This is a genomic window from Streptomyces broussonetiae, assembly GCF_009796285.1.
Classification (GTDB): Bacteria; Actinomycetota; Actinomycetes; order Streptomycetales; family Streptomycetaceae; genus Streptomyces; species Streptomyces broussonetiae.
The window spans coordinates 5,310,743-5,324,692 of record NZ_CP047020.1; the positions used below are offsets into that span (position 1 = coordinate 5,310,743).

Sequence of the window (13,950 nt, forward strand, 5' to 3'; positions counted from 1 at the left end):
CCCTGCGGAATCACCGCTTCAGGTGGTCCGCCCCCACCGAGGTCAACGTCAGTTCTTCTTCAGGTGGCCCGGCGGCTTCGTCGGCAGGGTGCCGCCCTCCGCCTTGGTGTACGTCTCCTGGCCGGTCTTGCCCGACCAGGTCACCTTCAGGGACTTGGCGTCGACCGAGTCGACCCTGCCGGTGGCCCGGTCCTTGCTGCCGTCGGGGCAGGTCAGATGGATCATCTGCTTCCCCGCCTTGCGGCCCGCGGCGCCCGAGCACCACGACTTGCTGCCGGTGACGAAGAGCCCGGCCTTCTTCTGGGTGATCACCAGGGCCACGATCTTGCCGCCGCTCGTGGTGATCCAGCTGCCCTGGAGCTCGGCGGAAGCGCCGGTCGCGGCCTTGGAGCCGGAGGACGAGGTGGGGGTGACGCCCGCGTGCGGCGTGGACGAGGAGGCGCTCTTGCCCCCACCGCCCCCGCTGCACGCGGTCAGTGCGGCGAGCGCGCCCGCCAGACCCGCGGCCACGGCCACGGTCCGCACCCTCGCGGGTGCAACCCTCGCACGCGCAACCCTTGCAGTCGCAGAAGTCACCGGAAATGCCCCCAAGCTGTAGCGGCGGCCGTCCTGCGCCGGACGGCCCGCAGCAAGCTACCAGCCGTTACCAGGAGGATTTCCGGACGCCAGGCAGGAATCCGTTGTGAGCCTGGTCGCGCAGGTTTACCCGGGACAGGCCGAAGGTGCGCAGGTAGCCGCGCGGGCGGCCGTCCACCTGGTCGCGGTTGCGCACGCGCGTTGCGCCGGCGTCCCGCGGTTGCCCGCGCAACTCGCGCTGTGCGGCGAGACGCTCTGCCGCCGGGGAGGACGGCCGCCGGATGATCTCCTTCAGCTCGGCGCGCCGGGCGGCATACCGGGCGACGACCTCCTTGCGCCGCTCGTTCTTCGCGATCCGGCTCTTCTTCGCCATCAGACCCGCACCCCCCGGGCGCGGATCCGGGCCACGGCGGCCTCGGCGCCGATCGCGTCCACGGTCTTGATCCCCTTCGCGCTCAACCGCAGCCGGACGTACCGGTTCTCGCCGGGCAGCCAGTAGCGCTTGCTCTGGATGTTGGGGTCGAAGCGTCGGGAGGTGCGCCGGTGGGAGTGGGAGATGTGGTTGCCGAAGCCCGGCCGGGCCCCGGTGAGCATGCAGTGCGCGGACATGGTGACGAAGCTCTCCTCAGACGTTGATGCTAATGGAATTCATTTTCAGTAACATAGCAGCATGGCACGCAACGAACTCCGACCCGTCATCAGGCTCCGGTCCACCGCCGGGACCGGCTACACCTACGTGACCCGCAAGAACCGCCGCAACGACGCGGACCGTATGACGCTGCGCAAGTACGACCCGGTCGCCGGCCGGCACGTCGACTTCCGAGAGGAGCGCTGAGCCACCCCATGCGCAAGGGAATCCACCCGGACTACGGGCCCGTCGTGTTCCGTGACCGTGCCGCGCGCCACGCCTTCCTGACCCGCTCGACCCTCGTGTCCGGGGCGGGCGGAAAGACGGTCGTGTGGCAGGACGGCCACACCTACCCGGTGGTCGACGTCGAGATCTCGAACGTCAGCCACCCCTTCTACACCGGCACCGCGCGCGTGCTGGACACCGCAGGGCGCGTGGAGCGCTTCGAGCGCCGGTACGGGAAGCGGGGCGGCGCGTGAGCCTGGCGGTGGCCGTCGTCGGCGGGCTGCACGCCGACGCGCGCAGGGCGGCCGTCGAGCAGCTGCTCGCGGACGTACCCGGCAGCGTCGTACTCCACCACGACCTGACGACGGCCGCCGCCGGTACGGTCGTGCGTACGGTCCGCGACCGCGACGGCTTGCTGTCCGCGGGCGAGACGCCCCTGGTCAACGACTGCGCGTGCTGTGCGCTGCGCGCGGACCTGGTGCCGGAGCTGCGCCGGCTCGCCGACGACGGCACGACCCGGCTCGCGGTCGTCGAGCTGTGGGACTCGGTCGAGCCCAAGGCGATGGCCGAGGTGGTCGCGTCCGGCGGGCTGACCGTCACGTCCGTGATCACCGCCGTGGACCCGGCGCTGGTGCTGCCGTACCTCGGCAACGGCGACGACCTCGCCGAGGCCGGGCTCGCCGCGGCGGCCACCGACCAGCGCACGGTCGCGGACACCTTCGCCCGTCAACTGGAGTACGCCCCTGTCCTGGCCGTCGCCGACTCCCCGGAGGCCGACGACGAGGACCGCGCCCTGCTCGCGCAGCTCCACCCGACGGCCCGCCGGGTCCCGATCGGCCACGGCGGCCCGGCGGGCGCCCTTCCTGCGCCGGCCGAGGGGCCGGCACCTGCAGTGGAACCCGCACCTGCACGTGCACAGGAGCGCCGGTCGAGCAGCCCCCTGGCCCTGGCCGCCCTGGCCGGTTTCGACGTCGAGGCGGCCGCGGCCGCCCAGCACCCGGCCTGTGCCCTGCTGCCCGCCGAGGCCGACGACCACGGCGTCTCGACCCTGGTGTGGCACCGGCGCCGGCCCTTCCACCCGGAGCGGCTGTACGCGGCGCTGGAGGACCTGACCTGTGCCGCGGCCCGCAGCCGGGGCCGGTTCTGGCTCGCCGACAAGCCCGATGTGCTGCTCCACTGGGACGCGGCCGGCGGGGCGCTGTGCGTGGAGAGCGCGGGGCCGTGGCTGGCGGCGCTGCCGGACGCCGCCTGGGAGTTGGTGCCCCCCGTGCGCCGGGCCGCCGCCGCGCTGGACTGGCATCCGGAGCACGGCGACTGCTGCACCCACCTGGTCTTCACCTCGCCCGGCCTCGACCGCGACGCACTCGCCCGGCTGCTGGAGTCCTGCCTGCTCACCGACGTCGAGTTCGAGGCCGGGCGCGATGCCTGGAAGAGGCTGCCGCCCGCCTTCGACACCCTGCTGGAGATCTGATGTCCCGCAAGCCCGACCGCACGCCGGCCCGCAACCGCCCGAACCCCCTGGACCAGGCCGGGATCGGGTACATCGACTACAAGGACGCCGACCTGCTGCGGAACTTCGTCTCCGACCGCGGCAAGATCCGCAGCCGCCGGGTCACCCGCGTCACGGCCCAGCAGCAACGACTGCTCGCGCGGGCGATCAAGAACGCACGAGAGATGGCGCTGCTGCCGTACTCCAGCAGGTGAACATGTATGGGTAGGGAATCTCCTACGATTGACGCGTAGGTGATTCCCTACCTATTCTCGCGGCATGACCATCACGCATGCCGCATTCGTCACGCTTCCCGTCTCCGACCAGGACCGCGCTCTGCGCTTCTACCGGGACGTCCTGGGTCTGGCGGTCACCGCCGACCGGGACATGCCCCAGGGCCGCTGGCTCCAGGTCGCACCCGAGGGCGCACGGACCGTCTTCACCCTCGCCGGGCCCGGCATGGGCGATTTCGAGCCCGGCTCCGCTCGGGGGATCATGTTGGTGACGACCGATGTCGACGCCGACTGCGCCCGGCTCACCGGGGCGGGCACCGAGGTCCGGGGCCCGGACGAGCTGCCCTGGGGCCGTATGGCCTCCTTCACGGACCCCGACGGCAACGGTCTGATGCTGCTGACGGAGAAGGAAGGCTTCTGACCATTCGATGAACGCGACCGGTACGGCCGCCGAGGACCGCGTCTTCGCCGCCCTCGCCAACGCCACCCGCCGCGAGGTGCTGCGGCTGCTGCGCGAGCGCGGGCCCCAGCCGGTGCAGGTGCTCGCCGACCACTTCGACATGCGCCGCCCGAGCCTCTCGGAACACCTCAGGGTGCTGCGGGAGGCCGGACTCGTCTCCGAACAGCGCTCCGGACGCCGGCGCATCTACCGCCTCGAGGCGGCCCCGCTCGCCGAGGTGCAGGACTGGCTCCATCCGTACGAGCGGTTCTGGCGCGAGCGGCTGAAGGGCCTCGGCGATCTGCTCGACCGCATGCCCGACGATGGCGGGTCATGAACAGTCAGCCGGACGACGACCTGACCACCCTCCGCGTCGATCAGTTCTTCCCGCATCCGCCCCCCAAGGTCTGGCGTGCCCTGACCGATCCCGACCTGCTCGTCCAGTGGCAGATGCCCGGAGCCGAGGGCTTCCGGCTCCGGGTCGGCCATCGGTACCGGATGACCTCGGTCCCGCGTCCCAACTCCCGCTTCTCCGGCGTCGTGGAGGTGCGGGTCCTCGGGTACGACATCGAGCGGATGCTGTCCGTCCGCTGGACGGACGCCGATCCGGCCAACGCGGCGGACTGGACGATCACCTGGACCCTGGAACAGGAAGGGCGCGGAACGCGTCTGTTCCTAGTGCACGAGGGGTTCGATCCGGACGACCCGGCTCAGATGATGGCGCGGAAGATCATGGACGGGGGATGGCGGGGGCATGTCCTGCCCGCTCTGGGGCAGGCGCTGGAACAGCTTCGGTAACGCGCACCCACCGGTTCGGTGCGGGAACGGGGCTGGTTCGGCCCGGGGCGCCGTTGCGGCTTCGGGTAAAGCGGTCGTCAAAGCTGTAACCGAGGGAACACCGCGCGTGCACGTGCATTTGCTCATGCGTCTGCACGTGAACAAGGTTATGATCCGGGTCAGTTGACTACAGCATCCATGGCCACACCAGCCAGTGCACCAGCGGGGAGCGACCTGTGGACCGCGACGTTGACGGCGTGTACGGGGGGTACGACGTGTACAACGGCATGGCTGCCGCGCAGCTGGACGGAGTGGCCTGGCAGAAGAGCAGGCACAGCAACTCGCAGGGTTCCTGCGTGGAGTTCGCCCGGCTGCCGGGCGGCGAGGTCGCCGTACGCAATTCGCGCTTCCCGGACGGGCCGGCGCTTGTCTACACGCGCGCGGAGATCGAGGCCATGCTCCTCGGCGTCAAGGACGGCGAGTTCGACCACCTGATCGCCGGCTGACGCGCCGGTACCGGCGGGGCCCCGACGGCAACGATGTCGCCAAGGGGGAAATGCCCGGTGCGACGCGCGTAGACAGTGGGCGTCGCTCGGTGCGTACCGCGTCAGACGGCCGGGCGGAGCCGGAACAGTGCCCAGACGACCTTGCCGTCGAGGGTGCCCGCGAGCGGGTGCCAGCCCCAGCTGTCGGCGAAGGAGTCGACCAGGAACAGCCCGCGCCCGGACTCGGCCGAGAAGTCGTCCGAGTCGCGCGGGACCGGGGTCTCGTGGCTCGGGTCGCGCACCGCGCACACCAGCCGCTCGGTCCAGCGCATCAGGTGCAGCCGTACGGACGGGGTGTGTTCGGAGCATCCGGCGTCGCCCGGCAGACCGTGGCGCAGCGCGTTGGTGACGAGTTCGGAGACGACCAGGCATATGTCGTCGAAGCGGTCACCGACGTCCCACTGGTCGAGGGTGGCGCGGGTGAAGCGCCGCGCCTCGCGCACCGCTTCGTAACGGGCGGGCAGGGAGCAGGAGGCGGCGTCGGACACGGCTGCGGGATCCAGCGGCGGAAGGCCCTGCCGTAACGGCTTGAGCATGGTCGATCCATTCGTTCCCATGCGAGGCACTCCCGGGGAGTTCGCGGTCGTTGCGATGCAGCGGTGGCGCGGCACCCATGGTTTCGGAAGCGCACAGCAGATGCAAGGGCAGATGCACGTGCACGCGACCGAAATAGCCCTGCCCGTACCGCTTCTTGGCCATTTTTTCTGCCAACCTCATGACGCTGTCGCCAGTGGTCCTGACCTTTTCCCGGCCGGACGCAGGCAGAAACGGCTCGGCTCTTTCCGTTTCCGTAACCGGACGAGTACTGCTCGAAGTGTTTTAGTGGCAGACTGCGGGCCCTGAAGACGGTTGGGGAGGCTGGCGAACGTGAGCGCGGGAGAGCCCGGATCGGTGGTGCGGCGGATGCTGCTCGGCTCGCAACTCAGGCGGCTGCGTGAAGCACGGGGGATCACGCGCGAGGCGGCGGGCTACTCGATCCGCGCCTCCGAGTCGAAGATCAGCCGGATGGAGCTGGGCCGGGTGAGCTTCAAGACCAGGGACGTGGAGGACCTGCTGACGCTGTACGGCATCACCGGCGAGGCGGAGCGCGAGTCCCTGCTCTCCCTCGCCCGTGAGGCCAACGTGGCGGGCTGGTGGCACAGTTACACCGACGTCCTGCCCAGCTGGTTCCCCACCTACGTGGGCCTGGAGGGTGCCGCCTCCCTGATCCGCGCCTACGAAGTGCAGTTCGTCCACGGCCTGCTGCAGACCGAGGAGTACGCGCGCGCGGTGGTCCGGCGCGGCATGAAGGGCGCGAGCCCGGACGACATCGAGCGTCGTGTCGCCCTGCGCCTGGAGCGGCAGAAGCATCTGTTCGCCGACGGCGCCCCCGAGTTCCACATCGTGCTCGACGAGGCCGCCCTGCGCCGCCCGTACGGCGACCGCGCGGCGATGCGCGGCCAGCTCCAGCACCTCATCGGCGTCTCCGAGCGGCCCAACGTACGCCTGCAGGTCATGCCGTTCAGCTTCGGTGGGCACTCCGGCGAGAGCGGTGCATTCACCATCCTCAGCTTCCCCGACGCCGATCTGTCCGACGTCGTCTATCTGGAGCAGCTGACCAGCGCCCTCTACCTGGACAAGCGTGAGGACGTCGCCCAGTACGAGCAGGCGCTCAAGGAGCTGCAGAAGGACAGCCCCGGGCCCGACGAGAGCCGGGACCTGCTGCGCGGGCTGCTGCAGCTGTCGTAAACGGCTTCCGACTGCATTCGGTCACCTCCAACTCTCCTTAAACACAAGTACGATGACGTGTGATCAGACCTGGCGTAGATCTGGTGTCCGCTAGCGATTGAGGGATCACATGGCGTCGTCCTACTTCAGCGACCTGGCCCAGCAGTACATCGACGGCGAGTGGCGTCCGGGCACCGGCTCCTGGGACGTCATCGACTTCAACCCCTACGACGACGAGAAGCTGGCCTCGATCACCGTGGCCACCGTCGACGAGGTGGACCAGGCCTACCGGGCCGCCGCCCGGGCCCAGAAGCAGTGGGCCGAGACCAACCCCTACACCCGGCGGGCGGTCCTCGAGCGGGCGCTGCGGCTGATACAGGACCGCGAGCAGGAGATAGCCGATCTGATCATCGCGGAACTGGGCGGCACCCGCGTGAAGGCCGGTTTCGAGCTGCACCTCGCCAAGGAGTTCCTGCGCGAGTCGATCCACCTCGCGCTGCGCCCCGAGGGCAAGATCCTGCCGTCCCCGGCCGACGGCAAGGAGAACCGCGTCTACCGGGTGCCGGTCGGGGTCGTGGGCGTGATCAGCCCGTTCAACTTCCCCTTCCTGCTGTCGCTGAAGTCGGTGGCGCCGGCGCTCGCGCTCGGCAACGGCGTGGTCCTCAAGCCGCACCAGAACACCCCGATCACCGGCGGCACCCTCATCGCGAAGATCTTCGAGGAGGCCGGGCTGCCCGGCGGCCTGCTCAACGTCGTGGTCACCGACATCGCCGAGATCGGCGACGCCTTCATCGAGCACCCCGTCCCCAAGGTCATCTCCTTCACCGGCTCCGACAAGGTCGGCCGGCACGTGGCCACCGTCTGCGCCGCGAACTTCAAGCGCTCGGTGCTCGAACTGGGCGGCAACAGCGCGCTGGTGGTGCTGGACGACGCCGACATCGACTACGCGGTGGACGCGGCGGTCTTCAGCCGGTTCGTGCACCAGGGCCAGGTCTGCATGGCCGCCAACCGCGTCCTCGTGGACGCCTCCGTCGCCGACGAGTTCACCGAGAAGTTCGTCGCCAAGGTCCGCACCCTGAGGACCGGCGACCCGCGCGACCCGCAGACCGTGATCGGCCCGGTCATCAACTCGCAGCAGGCCAACGCTATTGCGGGCGCGGTCGAGCAGGCGATCGCCGAGGGCGCCACGGCCCTGGTGCGGGGCACCACGGAGGGCAACCTGGTCGCGCCCAGTGTGCTCACCGACGTCCCGGCCGACTCCGCACTGCTCCAGCAGGAGATCTTCGGCCCGGTCGTCTTCCTCGTCCCGTTCGACGGCGAGGAGGAGGCGGTCCGCATCGTCAACGACACGCCGTACGGCCTCAGCGGCGCCGTCCACACCGGTGACATCGAGCGGGGCGTCGCCTTCGCCAAGCGGATCGACACCGGCATGTTCCATGTGAACGACGGCACGGTCCACGACGAGCCGATCGTGCCGTTCGGGGGCGAGAAGCACTCCGGTATCGGCCGCCTGAACGGCGAGACGACGCTGGAGGCCTTCACGACCATCAAGTGGATCTCGGTCCAGCACGGGCGCAGCGGCTTCCCGTTCTGAGTTTTCTGAGTTCTCCGGAAGTGCCGGGCCATTGAGGTCAGGATCTGACCTCAATGGCCCGTAGCTTCGGTGGTGTCAGGGGGCCGAGTGCCCCGACAGCACCAGGAAAGGCGGTCGGCCATGGTCAAGCATGTAGCGGCGGAGACACAGGGCGACGAGCGCGGGGCGCTGCTCGCGTTCATCGAGGAGCAGCGCGGCGGCATCCGCCGGGCGCTGCTCGGGCTGACGGAGGAGCAGGCCCGTACCCGTCCGAGCGCCAGCGAGCTGTCGCTCGGCGGACTGCTCAAGCATGTCGCCGAGGTGGAGCAGAGCTGGATCGCGCGGGCGAAGCAGGAGCCGCCGGCGGTGCACCGCGACCAGTCGAACTGGCACGAGTGCTTCCAACTGGCCGACGGCGAGACGGTCGAGGGGCAGCTGGCGTACTGGGAGCAGGTCGCCGCCGAGACGGAGAAGTTCATCCGCTCCGCACCGAGCCTGGACGAGACCTTCCCGCTGCCGCCCGACCCCTGGTTCCCGCCGGAGGGCCGTGTGTCGCTGCGCTGGGTGTGCCTGCACCTGATCCGCGAGACCGCCCGGCACGCGGGCCACGCCGACATCATCCGGGAGTCCCTGGACGGCAGGACGGCGTTCGAGCTGGTGGCCCAGGAACAGGCCGGATAGCCGTACGGCGAGGACACGGCAATAACCTGGACCGCATGTCAGCGATCCGTCTTCTCGTGCTGGGCGCGGTCCGCCGGCACGGGCGGGCCCACGGGTACCAGGTGCGGGGCGACCTGGAGTACTGGGGCGCGCACGAGTGGTCCCAGGCCAAGCCGGGCTCGATCTACCACGCCCTCAAGCAGATGGCCAAGCAGGGACTGCTGCACGCGCACGAGGTCGCGCCGTCCACGGCGGGCGGGCCGCCGCGCACCGAGTACGAGGTGACGGAGAAGGGCACCGGGGAGTACTTCGCCCTGTTGCGCGACGCGCTGGCCGGCTACGACCAGCGCGGCGACATGAAGGCGGCGGCCCTCGGCTTCATGGTCGACCTGCCCCGGGTCGAGGCGGTGGCGCTGCTGAAGGAGCGCACGCGCCGGATCGAGGCGTGGCGGGCCTCGGTGACCGAGCACTACGTGCCCGAGGGCGGGTCCGCCCAGCTCGGTCACATCGGCGAGATCATGAACATGTGGGTCCACACGGCCGACTCCGAGGCCGCGTGGGTCCACGGCCTCGTCGAACGTCTCGAGCGCGGCGCCTACACCTTCGCCGGCGAGGGAGAGCCGTTCGTCGGCGTGCCGGCCGAGGGCGAGGAGAACCCGTACGCGACGGGGGAGCGGCATCCGGGGGACGACCGCTGAGACTCTGGCCGGGTCGGCGGGAGGCGCGGGCTCAGGCCCCGTCGTCGGTGTCCGTGCGCAGGCGGGCGCCACGGCTCTGCGCGATCCGGTGCACGGCGGTCAGCGCCTCGCTCATCCGGGCGAGCAGGAAGCGGAGTTGCGCGGGCGTCGGCCGATCGTCGGCGAGCAGGTCGGCCGCGTGCCCGAGCAGATCGCGGGCCATGCCGAGCTGTACGCGCTCGACGGTGTCGGCGATCCGGGACATCTGCCCCGATCCGTCGGTGACGAGATAACAGGGCTTGCCGCCATGGCCCGTCCAGGGCAGCAGCCGGGTCTCGTTCCCCTCGTACGTCACTTCCTCACCTCGGCACTCAGGCACACACCCACGCCGATGCCGGGTACCCGGCCGTCGATGAGGCGGGGGACGTAGGGCGGCTGCGGCGGGGCGGCGGCCGTACGCGTACGGCGTCGTCGGCGCAGCCGTCCGAGGAGGCGGCGGGCGAAGCGGTGACTCATGTCGCGAACTCGCTTTCTGTGGCGAACTGGTCACACTGTGCGGTCGCGCGGGCTAGCCTCGCCAGAGGGGAGAAGGTGACGGAACTTTTGTCACAAGGGAGTTGACCGGTGGGCAGTACGTACGGCGACTGGCTCAAGGAACAGCGCGAGGCGGCGGGGCTGACGCAGCAGCAGTTGGCCGACATGGCTGTCATGACGCGTTCGCACATCGCGCACATCGAGGCGGGGCGCCGGGTGCCGTCGAAGGAGGACGCGAGGCGGCTGGACGCGGCGCTGAACACGGGGAATGTGCTGAGCAGTTTTCTGCCGCGGGAGGACGTGGCCGTCGCCGACCATTTCGAGGCGGTGCGCCAACTCGAACAGCAGGCCGTGATGATCAGGGAGTTCGCGCTGGCGTACATCCCTGGCCTCCTGCAGACGGAAAAGTACGCGCGCGCGGTCCTGGGCTCGGCGTTCCCTCCGGTGAGTGAAGAGGAGTGTGACAGGCGCGTCGTCACACGCCTTGAACGCGCGAAGATCCTCGAAGATCCCGTCACGCCCGTACTGTGGGCGCTGCTGGACGAGGCGTTGCTACGACGGCCTGTGGGCAGTGAGGACGTCATGGCGGAGCAGGTCATGCATCTCGTCGGCCTCGCCGAGGCTGGACGTATCCGCGTGCATGTGCTGCCGTTTGGGGTGGGTCTTCATCCGCTGCTGGACAACACGCTCAGGCTCATGTGGTTCGAGGACCAGCCACCCCTGGCGTACACCGAGGGATACGGGATGGGAAAAGTACACGATTCCCCTTCCATGGTCCGCGAGTTGCAGAGTCGCTACGATCTCGCTTTGAGCGACGCCCTGCCACTGAAGGACTCGGCCGCCCTGCTCAGGACCACTGCGAAGGACTACGGACACGATGACTGACCGGACCATATCGAACGCTGCCGCACTGAGCGGCTGGCGCAAGTCGACCTACAGCAGTCCCAGTGCCGACAACTGCCTCGAAGTCCTCGACCACCACCCCTCCGGCATCCCCGTCCGTGACTCCAAGAACCCGGAGGGCCCCGCGCTGGTCGTCGCGGGGCCCGTGTGGGCGTCGTTCGTCGGGGCGGTCAGGGACGGGACCCTGCACTTCTGACCGTCGTCTAGTGATGGAACCCGGTCGCCGCCGCCTTGTCCCGGGTCAACGGGTGTGGCTGTCGGCGCAGTTGGGGCAGCAGGCGGGTCAGGTCGTCCAGGAACAGGTCGGCCAGGTCGTGCGAGAACCCGTTGCGGCACACGATCCGCAGGACGGACAGGTCCTCACGGTTCGCCGGGAAGGTGTACGCGGGCACCAGCCAGCCGCTCTCGCGCAGCCGGCGGGAGACGTCGAAGACGTCGTACGCCGTGACCTCGTCGGTCGTGGTCAGCGCGAACACCGGTAGCTGCTCCCCACGGGTGAGGAGCCTGAAGTCGCCCAGTTCCCCGATGCGTTCGGCCAGCGAGGTCGCCACGTCCCGGGTCGACTGCTGCACCGCCCGGTAGCCGTCGCGGCCCAGGCGCAGGAACGTGTAGTACTGGGCGACCACCTGGGCGCCGGGCCGGGAGAAGTTCAGCGCGAAGGTCGGCATGTCGCCGCCCAGGTAGTTGACCCGGAAGACCAGCTCCTCCGGCAGCGCCTCCGAGTCCCGCCACAGCGCCCAGCCGACCCCGGGATACACCAGCCCGTACTTGTGCCCGGAGGTGTTGATCGAGGCCACGCGCGGCAGCCGGAAGTCCCACTCCAGGTCCGGGTCGAGGAACGGCGCCACCATGCCGCCCGACGCGCCGTCCACGTGCACCGGGATGTCGAGTCCCGTGCGCTCCTGCAGGGCGTCCAGGGCAGCGCACAGCTCCTTGACGGGTTCGTACGACCCGTCGAAGGTCGAGCCGAGGATGCCGACGACCCCGATGGTGTTCTCGTCGCACAGCTCGGCCGCCGCCTGCGGGTCCAGATGGAAGCGGTCGCCGTCCATCGGGACCTGCCGGGCCTCCACCTCCCAGAAGTTGCAGAACTTCTCCCAGCACACCTGGACGTTGATGCCCATGACCAGGTTGGGCCGTGCCGAGCCCGGATAGCGGTCGGCGTTGCGCTTGGCCCACCGTCGCTTGAGCGCCATCCCGGCGAGCATGCACGCCTCGCTGGAACCGGTGGTCGAACAGCCCACCGCCGTCGACGGGTCCGGCGCGTGCCACAGGTCGGCGAGCATCGCCACGCAGCGCCGTTCCAGCTCGGCCGTGCGCGGGTACTCGTCCTTGTCGATCATGTTCTTGTCGCGGCACTGCTCCATCAGCACCCCGGCCTGCGGCTCCATCCAGGTGGTGACGAAGGTGGCCAGGTTCAGCCGGGAGTTGCCGTCCAGCATCAGCTCGTCGTGCACCAGCTGGTACGCAGTCGTCGGCGCGAGCGGGCCGTCCGGGAGCCGGTGCGTGGGCGGCGTCTCGGTCATGCCGACGACCGGGTTGGCCTCACCGTAGAACGGGTTGATCGGCGTCGCTCGCTTCCGATGCTGCTGGGGACCTTTGTGCAGGGCCATGAAACGTGCCTCCAGGAATTCCGGGAAGGGTTCAGCGGACCGGCGTACCGTCCGGCCGCAACTGCATCTGCGGACGCCCCGTCACCAGCAGCCAGGCGGGCAGCGAGGCGACGCACAACAGGGTGAGGATGGCGGGCGAGGCCACCAGGACCGCCGCGGTGAACAGGCTCACCCAGCCCTGTCGCGTGATCGCCAGGAGCATGCCCAGGACGCCCATCGCCACGCCCAGCGAGGGATGCACGGCCGGAACGAGCGCATGGGCACACAGGCCCAGTGAAGTGCCGATGAAGACCGCGGGGAAGATACGGCCGCCACGGAAGCCGCAGGACGCGGCGACCACCAGCGCCGCCAGCTTCACCACCGCCATCAGGGCGAACCGCCCCGCCGACCAGCCCTCCGGGTTCCGGGCCAGCTCCCCGACCTCCGACAGCCCCTTGAACAGCGTCAGATGGCCGCCCAGCGCCGCCAGCCCGCCCAGTACGACCCCGCCCGTCGGCAGCGCCAGCAGGGGGTGCCGCAGCCGCCGGAAGGCCGCGTGGACGTACGGGAAGGCGTACACGGCGCACAAGCCGAGCAGCGCGGCCGTCGCGGCGATCACCAGTGCGGCCAGCAGGTCCTTCGCGTGCGGGCGGCCCATCGGCGCCAGCCCCAGGTCGAAGGTCGGCCGGGCGACCAGCGAGGTCGTCATGGCCCCGCACGCACCGGCGGCCAGCGGTGCGAACAGGTTGTCCCACAGCCGTCCCCGCAGTGGCTTCCCGGCCAGCGCCTCGGAGATCACCAGCGCCGCCGCCACCGGCGTGCCGAACAGCGCGCCGATCGTCCCCGACTCGGCCAGCACCGGCCACAGCGTGCCCGGCGTGCGGGGCAACAGCCGGGTGCCGAGCCAGGTCGCGAGGCCCACGTTGACGGCGATGACCGGGTTCTCCGGGCCGAGGCTCGGGCCGCCGGCCAGCATCAGCGCGGCCGCCAGCACCAGGCCCGGCAGCACCTCCGGCGGCAGGACCGGGGCGTCCAGGCCGAGCGTCGCCGGGTCGGGACCGGCGTGGCCGGGCACCTTCCAGACCACCAGTCCGACCGCGATGCCGGTCGCCACGAGCATGACGAACATCCACAGCACCGAGTAGCGGCCCACCCCGAGCGCGTCCGGCAGCGGCCCCCACAGCACGTGCTGGAGCTTCTCCGCCGCCGTGGACACTCCGACGAAGACCAGGGCCGCGACCACGCCCACGACGACGGCGGGCAGGATGAACGGCAGCAGTGCCCGTGCCGGGGCCGCGGGAGCGGTCGGGGGCGGCTGCCGCGCGGTGTCCTGGGCCACGGGCCAACCCTAAACGGGTCGAAATAGACGAAACGGGCAGGACTCGACGACAT

General features: G+C 70.3%; 22 protein-coding genes. 14 read left to right on the top strand and 8 right to left on the bottom strand.

Going from position 1 to position 13,950, the window contains the following annotated elements; genetic code table 11:
- Nucleotides 1–48: 48 nt before the first annotated feature.
- The 3 genes from GQF42_RS24565 to rpmB form a co-directional block, all read right to left on the bottom strand.
- A complete protein-coding gene (locus GQF42_RS24565; protein WP_199272779.1) occupies nt 49–525 on the bottom strand; it encodes a hypothetical protein in 477 nt (158 codons plus the stop codon).
- Nucleotides 526–643: 118 nt separating this feature from the next.
- Nucleotides 644–949 (bottom strand): 30S ribosomal protein S14, encoded by a 306-nt coding sequence (rpsN, locus tag GQF42_RS24570; protein WP_158923304.1) that lies wholly within the window; start codon nt 947–949, stop codon nt 644–646.
- Nucleotides 949–1,185, bottom strand: coding sequence for a 50S ribosomal protein L28 (rpmB, locus tag GQF42_RS24575; protein ID WP_158923306.1), 237 nt, complete (start codon nt 1,183–1,185; stop codon nt 949–951). The genes rpsN and rpmB overlap by 1 nt, the downstream gene beginning before the upstream one ends.
- Before the next feature lie 61 nt (nt 1,186–1,246).
- Here rpmB and rpmG point away from each other — a divergent pair, with 61 nt between their 5' ends.
- From rpmG to GQF42_RS24615, 8 genes are all read left to right on the top strand, one after another.
- Nucleotides 1,247–1,411, top strand: a complete 165-nt coding sequence (rpmG, locus tag GQF42_RS24580) for a 50S ribosomal protein L33 (protein WP_158923308.1) — start codon at nt 1,247–1,249, stop codon at nt 1,409–1,411.
- 8 nt (nt 1,412–1,419) lie between these two features.
- Complete coding sequence (locus GQF42_RS24585) at nt 1,420–1,683, top strand: type B 50S ribosomal protein L31 (RefSeq protein ID WP_158923310.1); 264 nt, start codon at nt 1,420–1,422, stop codon at nt 1,681–1,683.
- Entirely contained in the window at nt 1,680–2,900 is a 1,221-nt protein-coding gene (locus GQF42_RS24590; RefSeq protein ID WP_158923312.1) for a CobW family GTP-binding protein, read from the top strand. Before GQF42_RS24585 ends, GQF42_RS24590 begins: the two co-directional genes overlap by 4 nt.
- Nucleotides 2,900–3,133, top strand: coding sequence for a 30S ribosomal protein S18 (gene rpsR, locus GQF42_RS24595; RefSeq protein WP_158923314.1), 234 nt, complete (start codon nt 2,900–2,902; stop codon nt 3,131–3,133). Before GQF42_RS24590 ends, rpsR begins: the two co-directional genes overlap by 1 nt.
- 64 nt (nt 3,134–3,197) lie before the next feature.
- Nucleotides 3,198–3,572 (top strand): VOC family protein, encoded by a 375-nt coding sequence (locus GQF42_RS24600; protein WP_158923316.1) that lies wholly within the window; start codon nt 3,198–3,200, stop codon nt 3,570–3,572.
- A 7-nt stretch (nt 3,573–3,579) separates the two neighbouring features.
- Nucleotides 3,580–3,927 (top strand): ArsR/SmtB family transcription factor, encoded by a 348-nt coding sequence (locus GQF42_RS24605; protein ID WP_158923318.1) that lies wholly within the window; start codon nt 3,580–3,582, stop codon nt 3,925–3,927.
- Nucleotides 3,924–4,388, top strand: a complete 465-nt coding sequence (locus tag GQF42_RS24610; protein WP_158923320.1) for an SRPBCC family protein — start codon at nt 3,924–3,926, stop codon at nt 4,386–4,388. Before GQF42_RS24605 ends, GQF42_RS24610 begins: the two co-directional genes overlap by 4 nt.
- A gap of 215 nt (nt 4,389–4,603) precedes the next feature.
- Complete coding sequence (locus tag GQF42_RS24615) at nt 4,604–4,873, top strand: DUF397 domain-containing protein (protein WP_158923322.1); 270 nt, start codon at nt 4,604–4,606, stop codon at nt 4,871–4,873.
- 101 nt (nt 4,874–4,974) lie between these two features.
- Here GQF42_RS24615 and GQF42_RS24620 read toward each other — a convergent pair whose 3' ends face one another.
- Nucleotides 4,975–5,469: an ATP-binding protein gene (locus GQF42_RS24620; RefSeq protein WP_199272780.1), complete on the bottom strand. Its 495-nt coding sequence runs from the start codon at nt 5,467–5,469 to the stop codon at nt 4,975–4,977.
- A gap of 346 nt (nt 5,470–5,815) precedes the next feature.
- Here GQF42_RS24620 and GQF42_RS24625 point away from each other — a divergent pair, with 346 nt between their 5' ends.
- From GQF42_RS24625 to GQF42_RS24640, 4 genes are all read left to right on the top strand, one after another.
- Nucleotides 5,816–6,640 carry a helix-turn-helix domain-containing protein gene (locus tag GQF42_RS24625; protein WP_158930531.1) on the top strand — a complete coding sequence of 275 codons (825 nt, stop codon included), beginning with the start codon at nt 5,816–5,818 and terminating at the stop codon, nt 6,638–6,640.
- Between the two features lie 109 nt (nt 6,641–6,749).
- Nucleotides 6,750–8,213 carry an aldehyde dehydrogenase family protein gene (locus GQF42_RS24630; protein ID WP_158923324.1) on the top strand — a complete coding sequence of 488 codons (1,464 nt, stop codon included), beginning with the start codon at nt 6,750–6,752 and terminating at the stop codon, nt 8,211–8,213.
- Nucleotides 8,214–8,333: 120 nt separating this feature from the next.
- The gene (locus tag GQF42_RS24635; protein WP_158923326.1) at nt 8,334–8,873 is read left to right on the top strand and encodes a DinB family protein; all 540 of its coding nucleotides are present in this window, start codon (nt 8,334–8,336) and stop codon (nt 8,871–8,873) included.
- Nucleotides 8,874–8,908: 35 nt separating this feature from the next.
- The gene (locus GQF42_RS24640; protein WP_158923328.1) at nt 8,909–9,550 is read left to right on the top strand and encodes a PadR family transcriptional regulator; all 642 of its coding nucleotides are present in this window, start codon (nt 8,909–8,911) and stop codon (nt 9,548–9,550) included.
- A 31-nt stretch (nt 9,551–9,581) separates the two neighbouring features.
- Here the strand turns inward: GQF42_RS24640 and GQF42_RS24645 are convergent, their stop codons facing one another.
- Together GQF42_RS24645 and GQF42_RS24650 are read right to left on the bottom strand one after the other, a co-directional pair.
- Complete coding sequence (locus GQF42_RS24645) at nt 9,582–9,884, bottom strand: hypothetical protein (protein WP_158923330.1); 303 nt, start codon at nt 9,882–9,884, stop codon at nt 9,582–9,584.
- Entirely contained in the window at nt 9,881–10,045 is a 165-nt protein-coding gene (locus GQF42_RS24650) for a hypothetical protein (RefSeq protein ID WP_158923332.1), read from the bottom strand. Before GQF42_RS24650 ends, GQF42_RS24645 begins: the two co-directional genes overlap by 4 nt.
- A gap of 108 nt (nt 10,046–10,153) precedes the next feature.
- Here GQF42_RS24650 and GQF42_RS24655 point away from each other — a divergent pair, with 108 nt between their 5' ends.
- Together GQF42_RS24655 and GQF42_RS24660 are read left to right on the top strand one after the other, a co-directional pair.
- Complete coding sequence (locus GQF42_RS24655) at nt 10,154–10,948, top strand: helix-turn-helix domain-containing protein (RefSeq protein ID WP_158923334.1); 795 nt, start codon at nt 10,154–10,156, stop codon at nt 10,946–10,948.
- Nucleotides 10,941–11,162, top strand: coding sequence for a DUF397 domain-containing protein (locus tag GQF42_RS24660; protein WP_158923336.1), 222 nt, complete (start codon nt 10,941–10,943; stop codon nt 11,160–11,162). The genes GQF42_RS24655 and GQF42_RS24660 overlap by 8 nt, the downstream gene beginning before the upstream one ends.
- 7 nt (nt 11,163–11,169) lie before the next feature.
- On the opposite strand, the gene GQF42_RS24665 is transcribed toward GQF42_RS24660, so the two are convergent.
- A complete protein-coding gene (locus GQF42_RS24665; RefSeq protein ID WP_158923338.1) occupies nt 11,170–12,579 on the bottom strand; it encodes a glutamate decarboxylase in 1,410 nt (469 codons plus the stop codon).
- Nucleotides 12,580–12,610: 31 nt separating this feature from the next.
- Complete coding sequence (locus tag GQF42_RS24670) at nt 12,611–13,897, bottom strand: ion channel protein (protein WP_158923340.1); 1,287 nt, start codon at nt 13,895–13,897, stop codon at nt 12,611–12,613.
- Nucleotides 13,898–13,950: the final 53 nt, after the last annotated feature.

Excerpts from the sequence above, each read along its gene's own strand:
- GQF42_RS24635 (WP_158923326.1), top strand. The coding sequence starts at position 8,334 with ATGGTCAAGCATGTAGCGGCGGAGACACAGGGCGACGAGCGCGGGGCG.
- GQF42_RS24660 (WP_158923336.1), top strand. The coding sequence starts at position 10,941 with ATGACTGACCGGACCATATCGAACGCTGCCGCACTGAGCGGCTGGCGC.
- GQF42_RS24650 (WP_158923332.1), bottom strand. The coding sequence starts at position 10,045 with ATGAGTCACCGCTTCGCCCGCCGCCTCCTCGGACGGCTGCGCCGACGA.
- GQF42_RS24585 (WP_158923310.1), top strand. The coding sequence starts at position 1,420 with ATGCGCAAGGGAATCCACCCGGACTACGGGCCCGTCGTGTTCCGTGAC.
- GQF42_RS24625 (WP_158930531.1), top strand. The coding sequence starts at position 5,816 with ATGCTGCTCGGCTCGCAACTCAGGCGGCTGCGTGAAGCACGGGGGATC.
- GQF42_RS24665 (WP_158923338.1), bottom strand. The coding sequence starts at position 12,579 with ATGGCCCTGCACAAAGGTCCCCAGCAGCATCGGAAGCGAGCGACGCCG.
- GQF42_RS24600 (WP_158923316.1), top strand. The coding sequence starts at position 3,198 with ATGACCATCACGCATGCCGCATTCGTCACGCTTCCCGTCTCCGACCAG.
- GQF42_RS24620 (WP_199272780.1), bottom strand. The coding sequence starts at position 5,469 with ATGGGAACGAATGGATCGACCATGCTCAAGCCGTTACGGCAGGGCCTT.
- rpsR (WP_158923314.1), top strand. The coding sequence starts at position 2,900 with ATGTCCCGCAAGCCCGACCGCACGCCGGCCCGCAACCGCCCGAACCCC.
- GQF42_RS24640 (WP_158923328.1), top strand. The coding sequence starts at position 8,909 with ATGTCAGCGATCCGTCTTCTCGTGCTGGGCGCGGTCCGCCGGCACGGG.
- GQF42_RS24630 (WP_158923324.1), top strand. The coding sequence starts at position 6,750 with ATGGCGTCGTCCTACTTCAGCGACCTGGCCCAGCAGTACATCGACGGC.
- GQF42_RS24610 (WP_158923320.1), top strand. The coding sequence starts at position 3,924 with ATGAACAGTCAGCCGGACGACGACCTGACCACCCTCCGCGTCGATCAG.
- rpmB (WP_158923306.1), bottom strand. The coding sequence starts at position 1,185 with ATGTCCGCGCACTGCATGCTCACCGGGGCCCGGCCGGGCTTCGGCAAC.
- rpsN (WP_158923304.1), bottom strand. The coding sequence starts at position 949 with ATGGCGAAGAAGAGCCGGATCGCGAAGAACGAGCGGCGCAAGGAGGTC.
- rpmG (WP_158923308.1), top strand. The coding sequence starts at position 1,247 with ATGGCACGCAACGAACTCCGACCCGTCATCAGGCTCCGGTCCACCGCC.
- GQF42_RS24605 (WP_158923318.1), top strand. The coding sequence starts at position 3,580 with ATGAACGCGACCGGTACGGCCGCCGAGGACCGCGTCTTCGCCGCCCTC.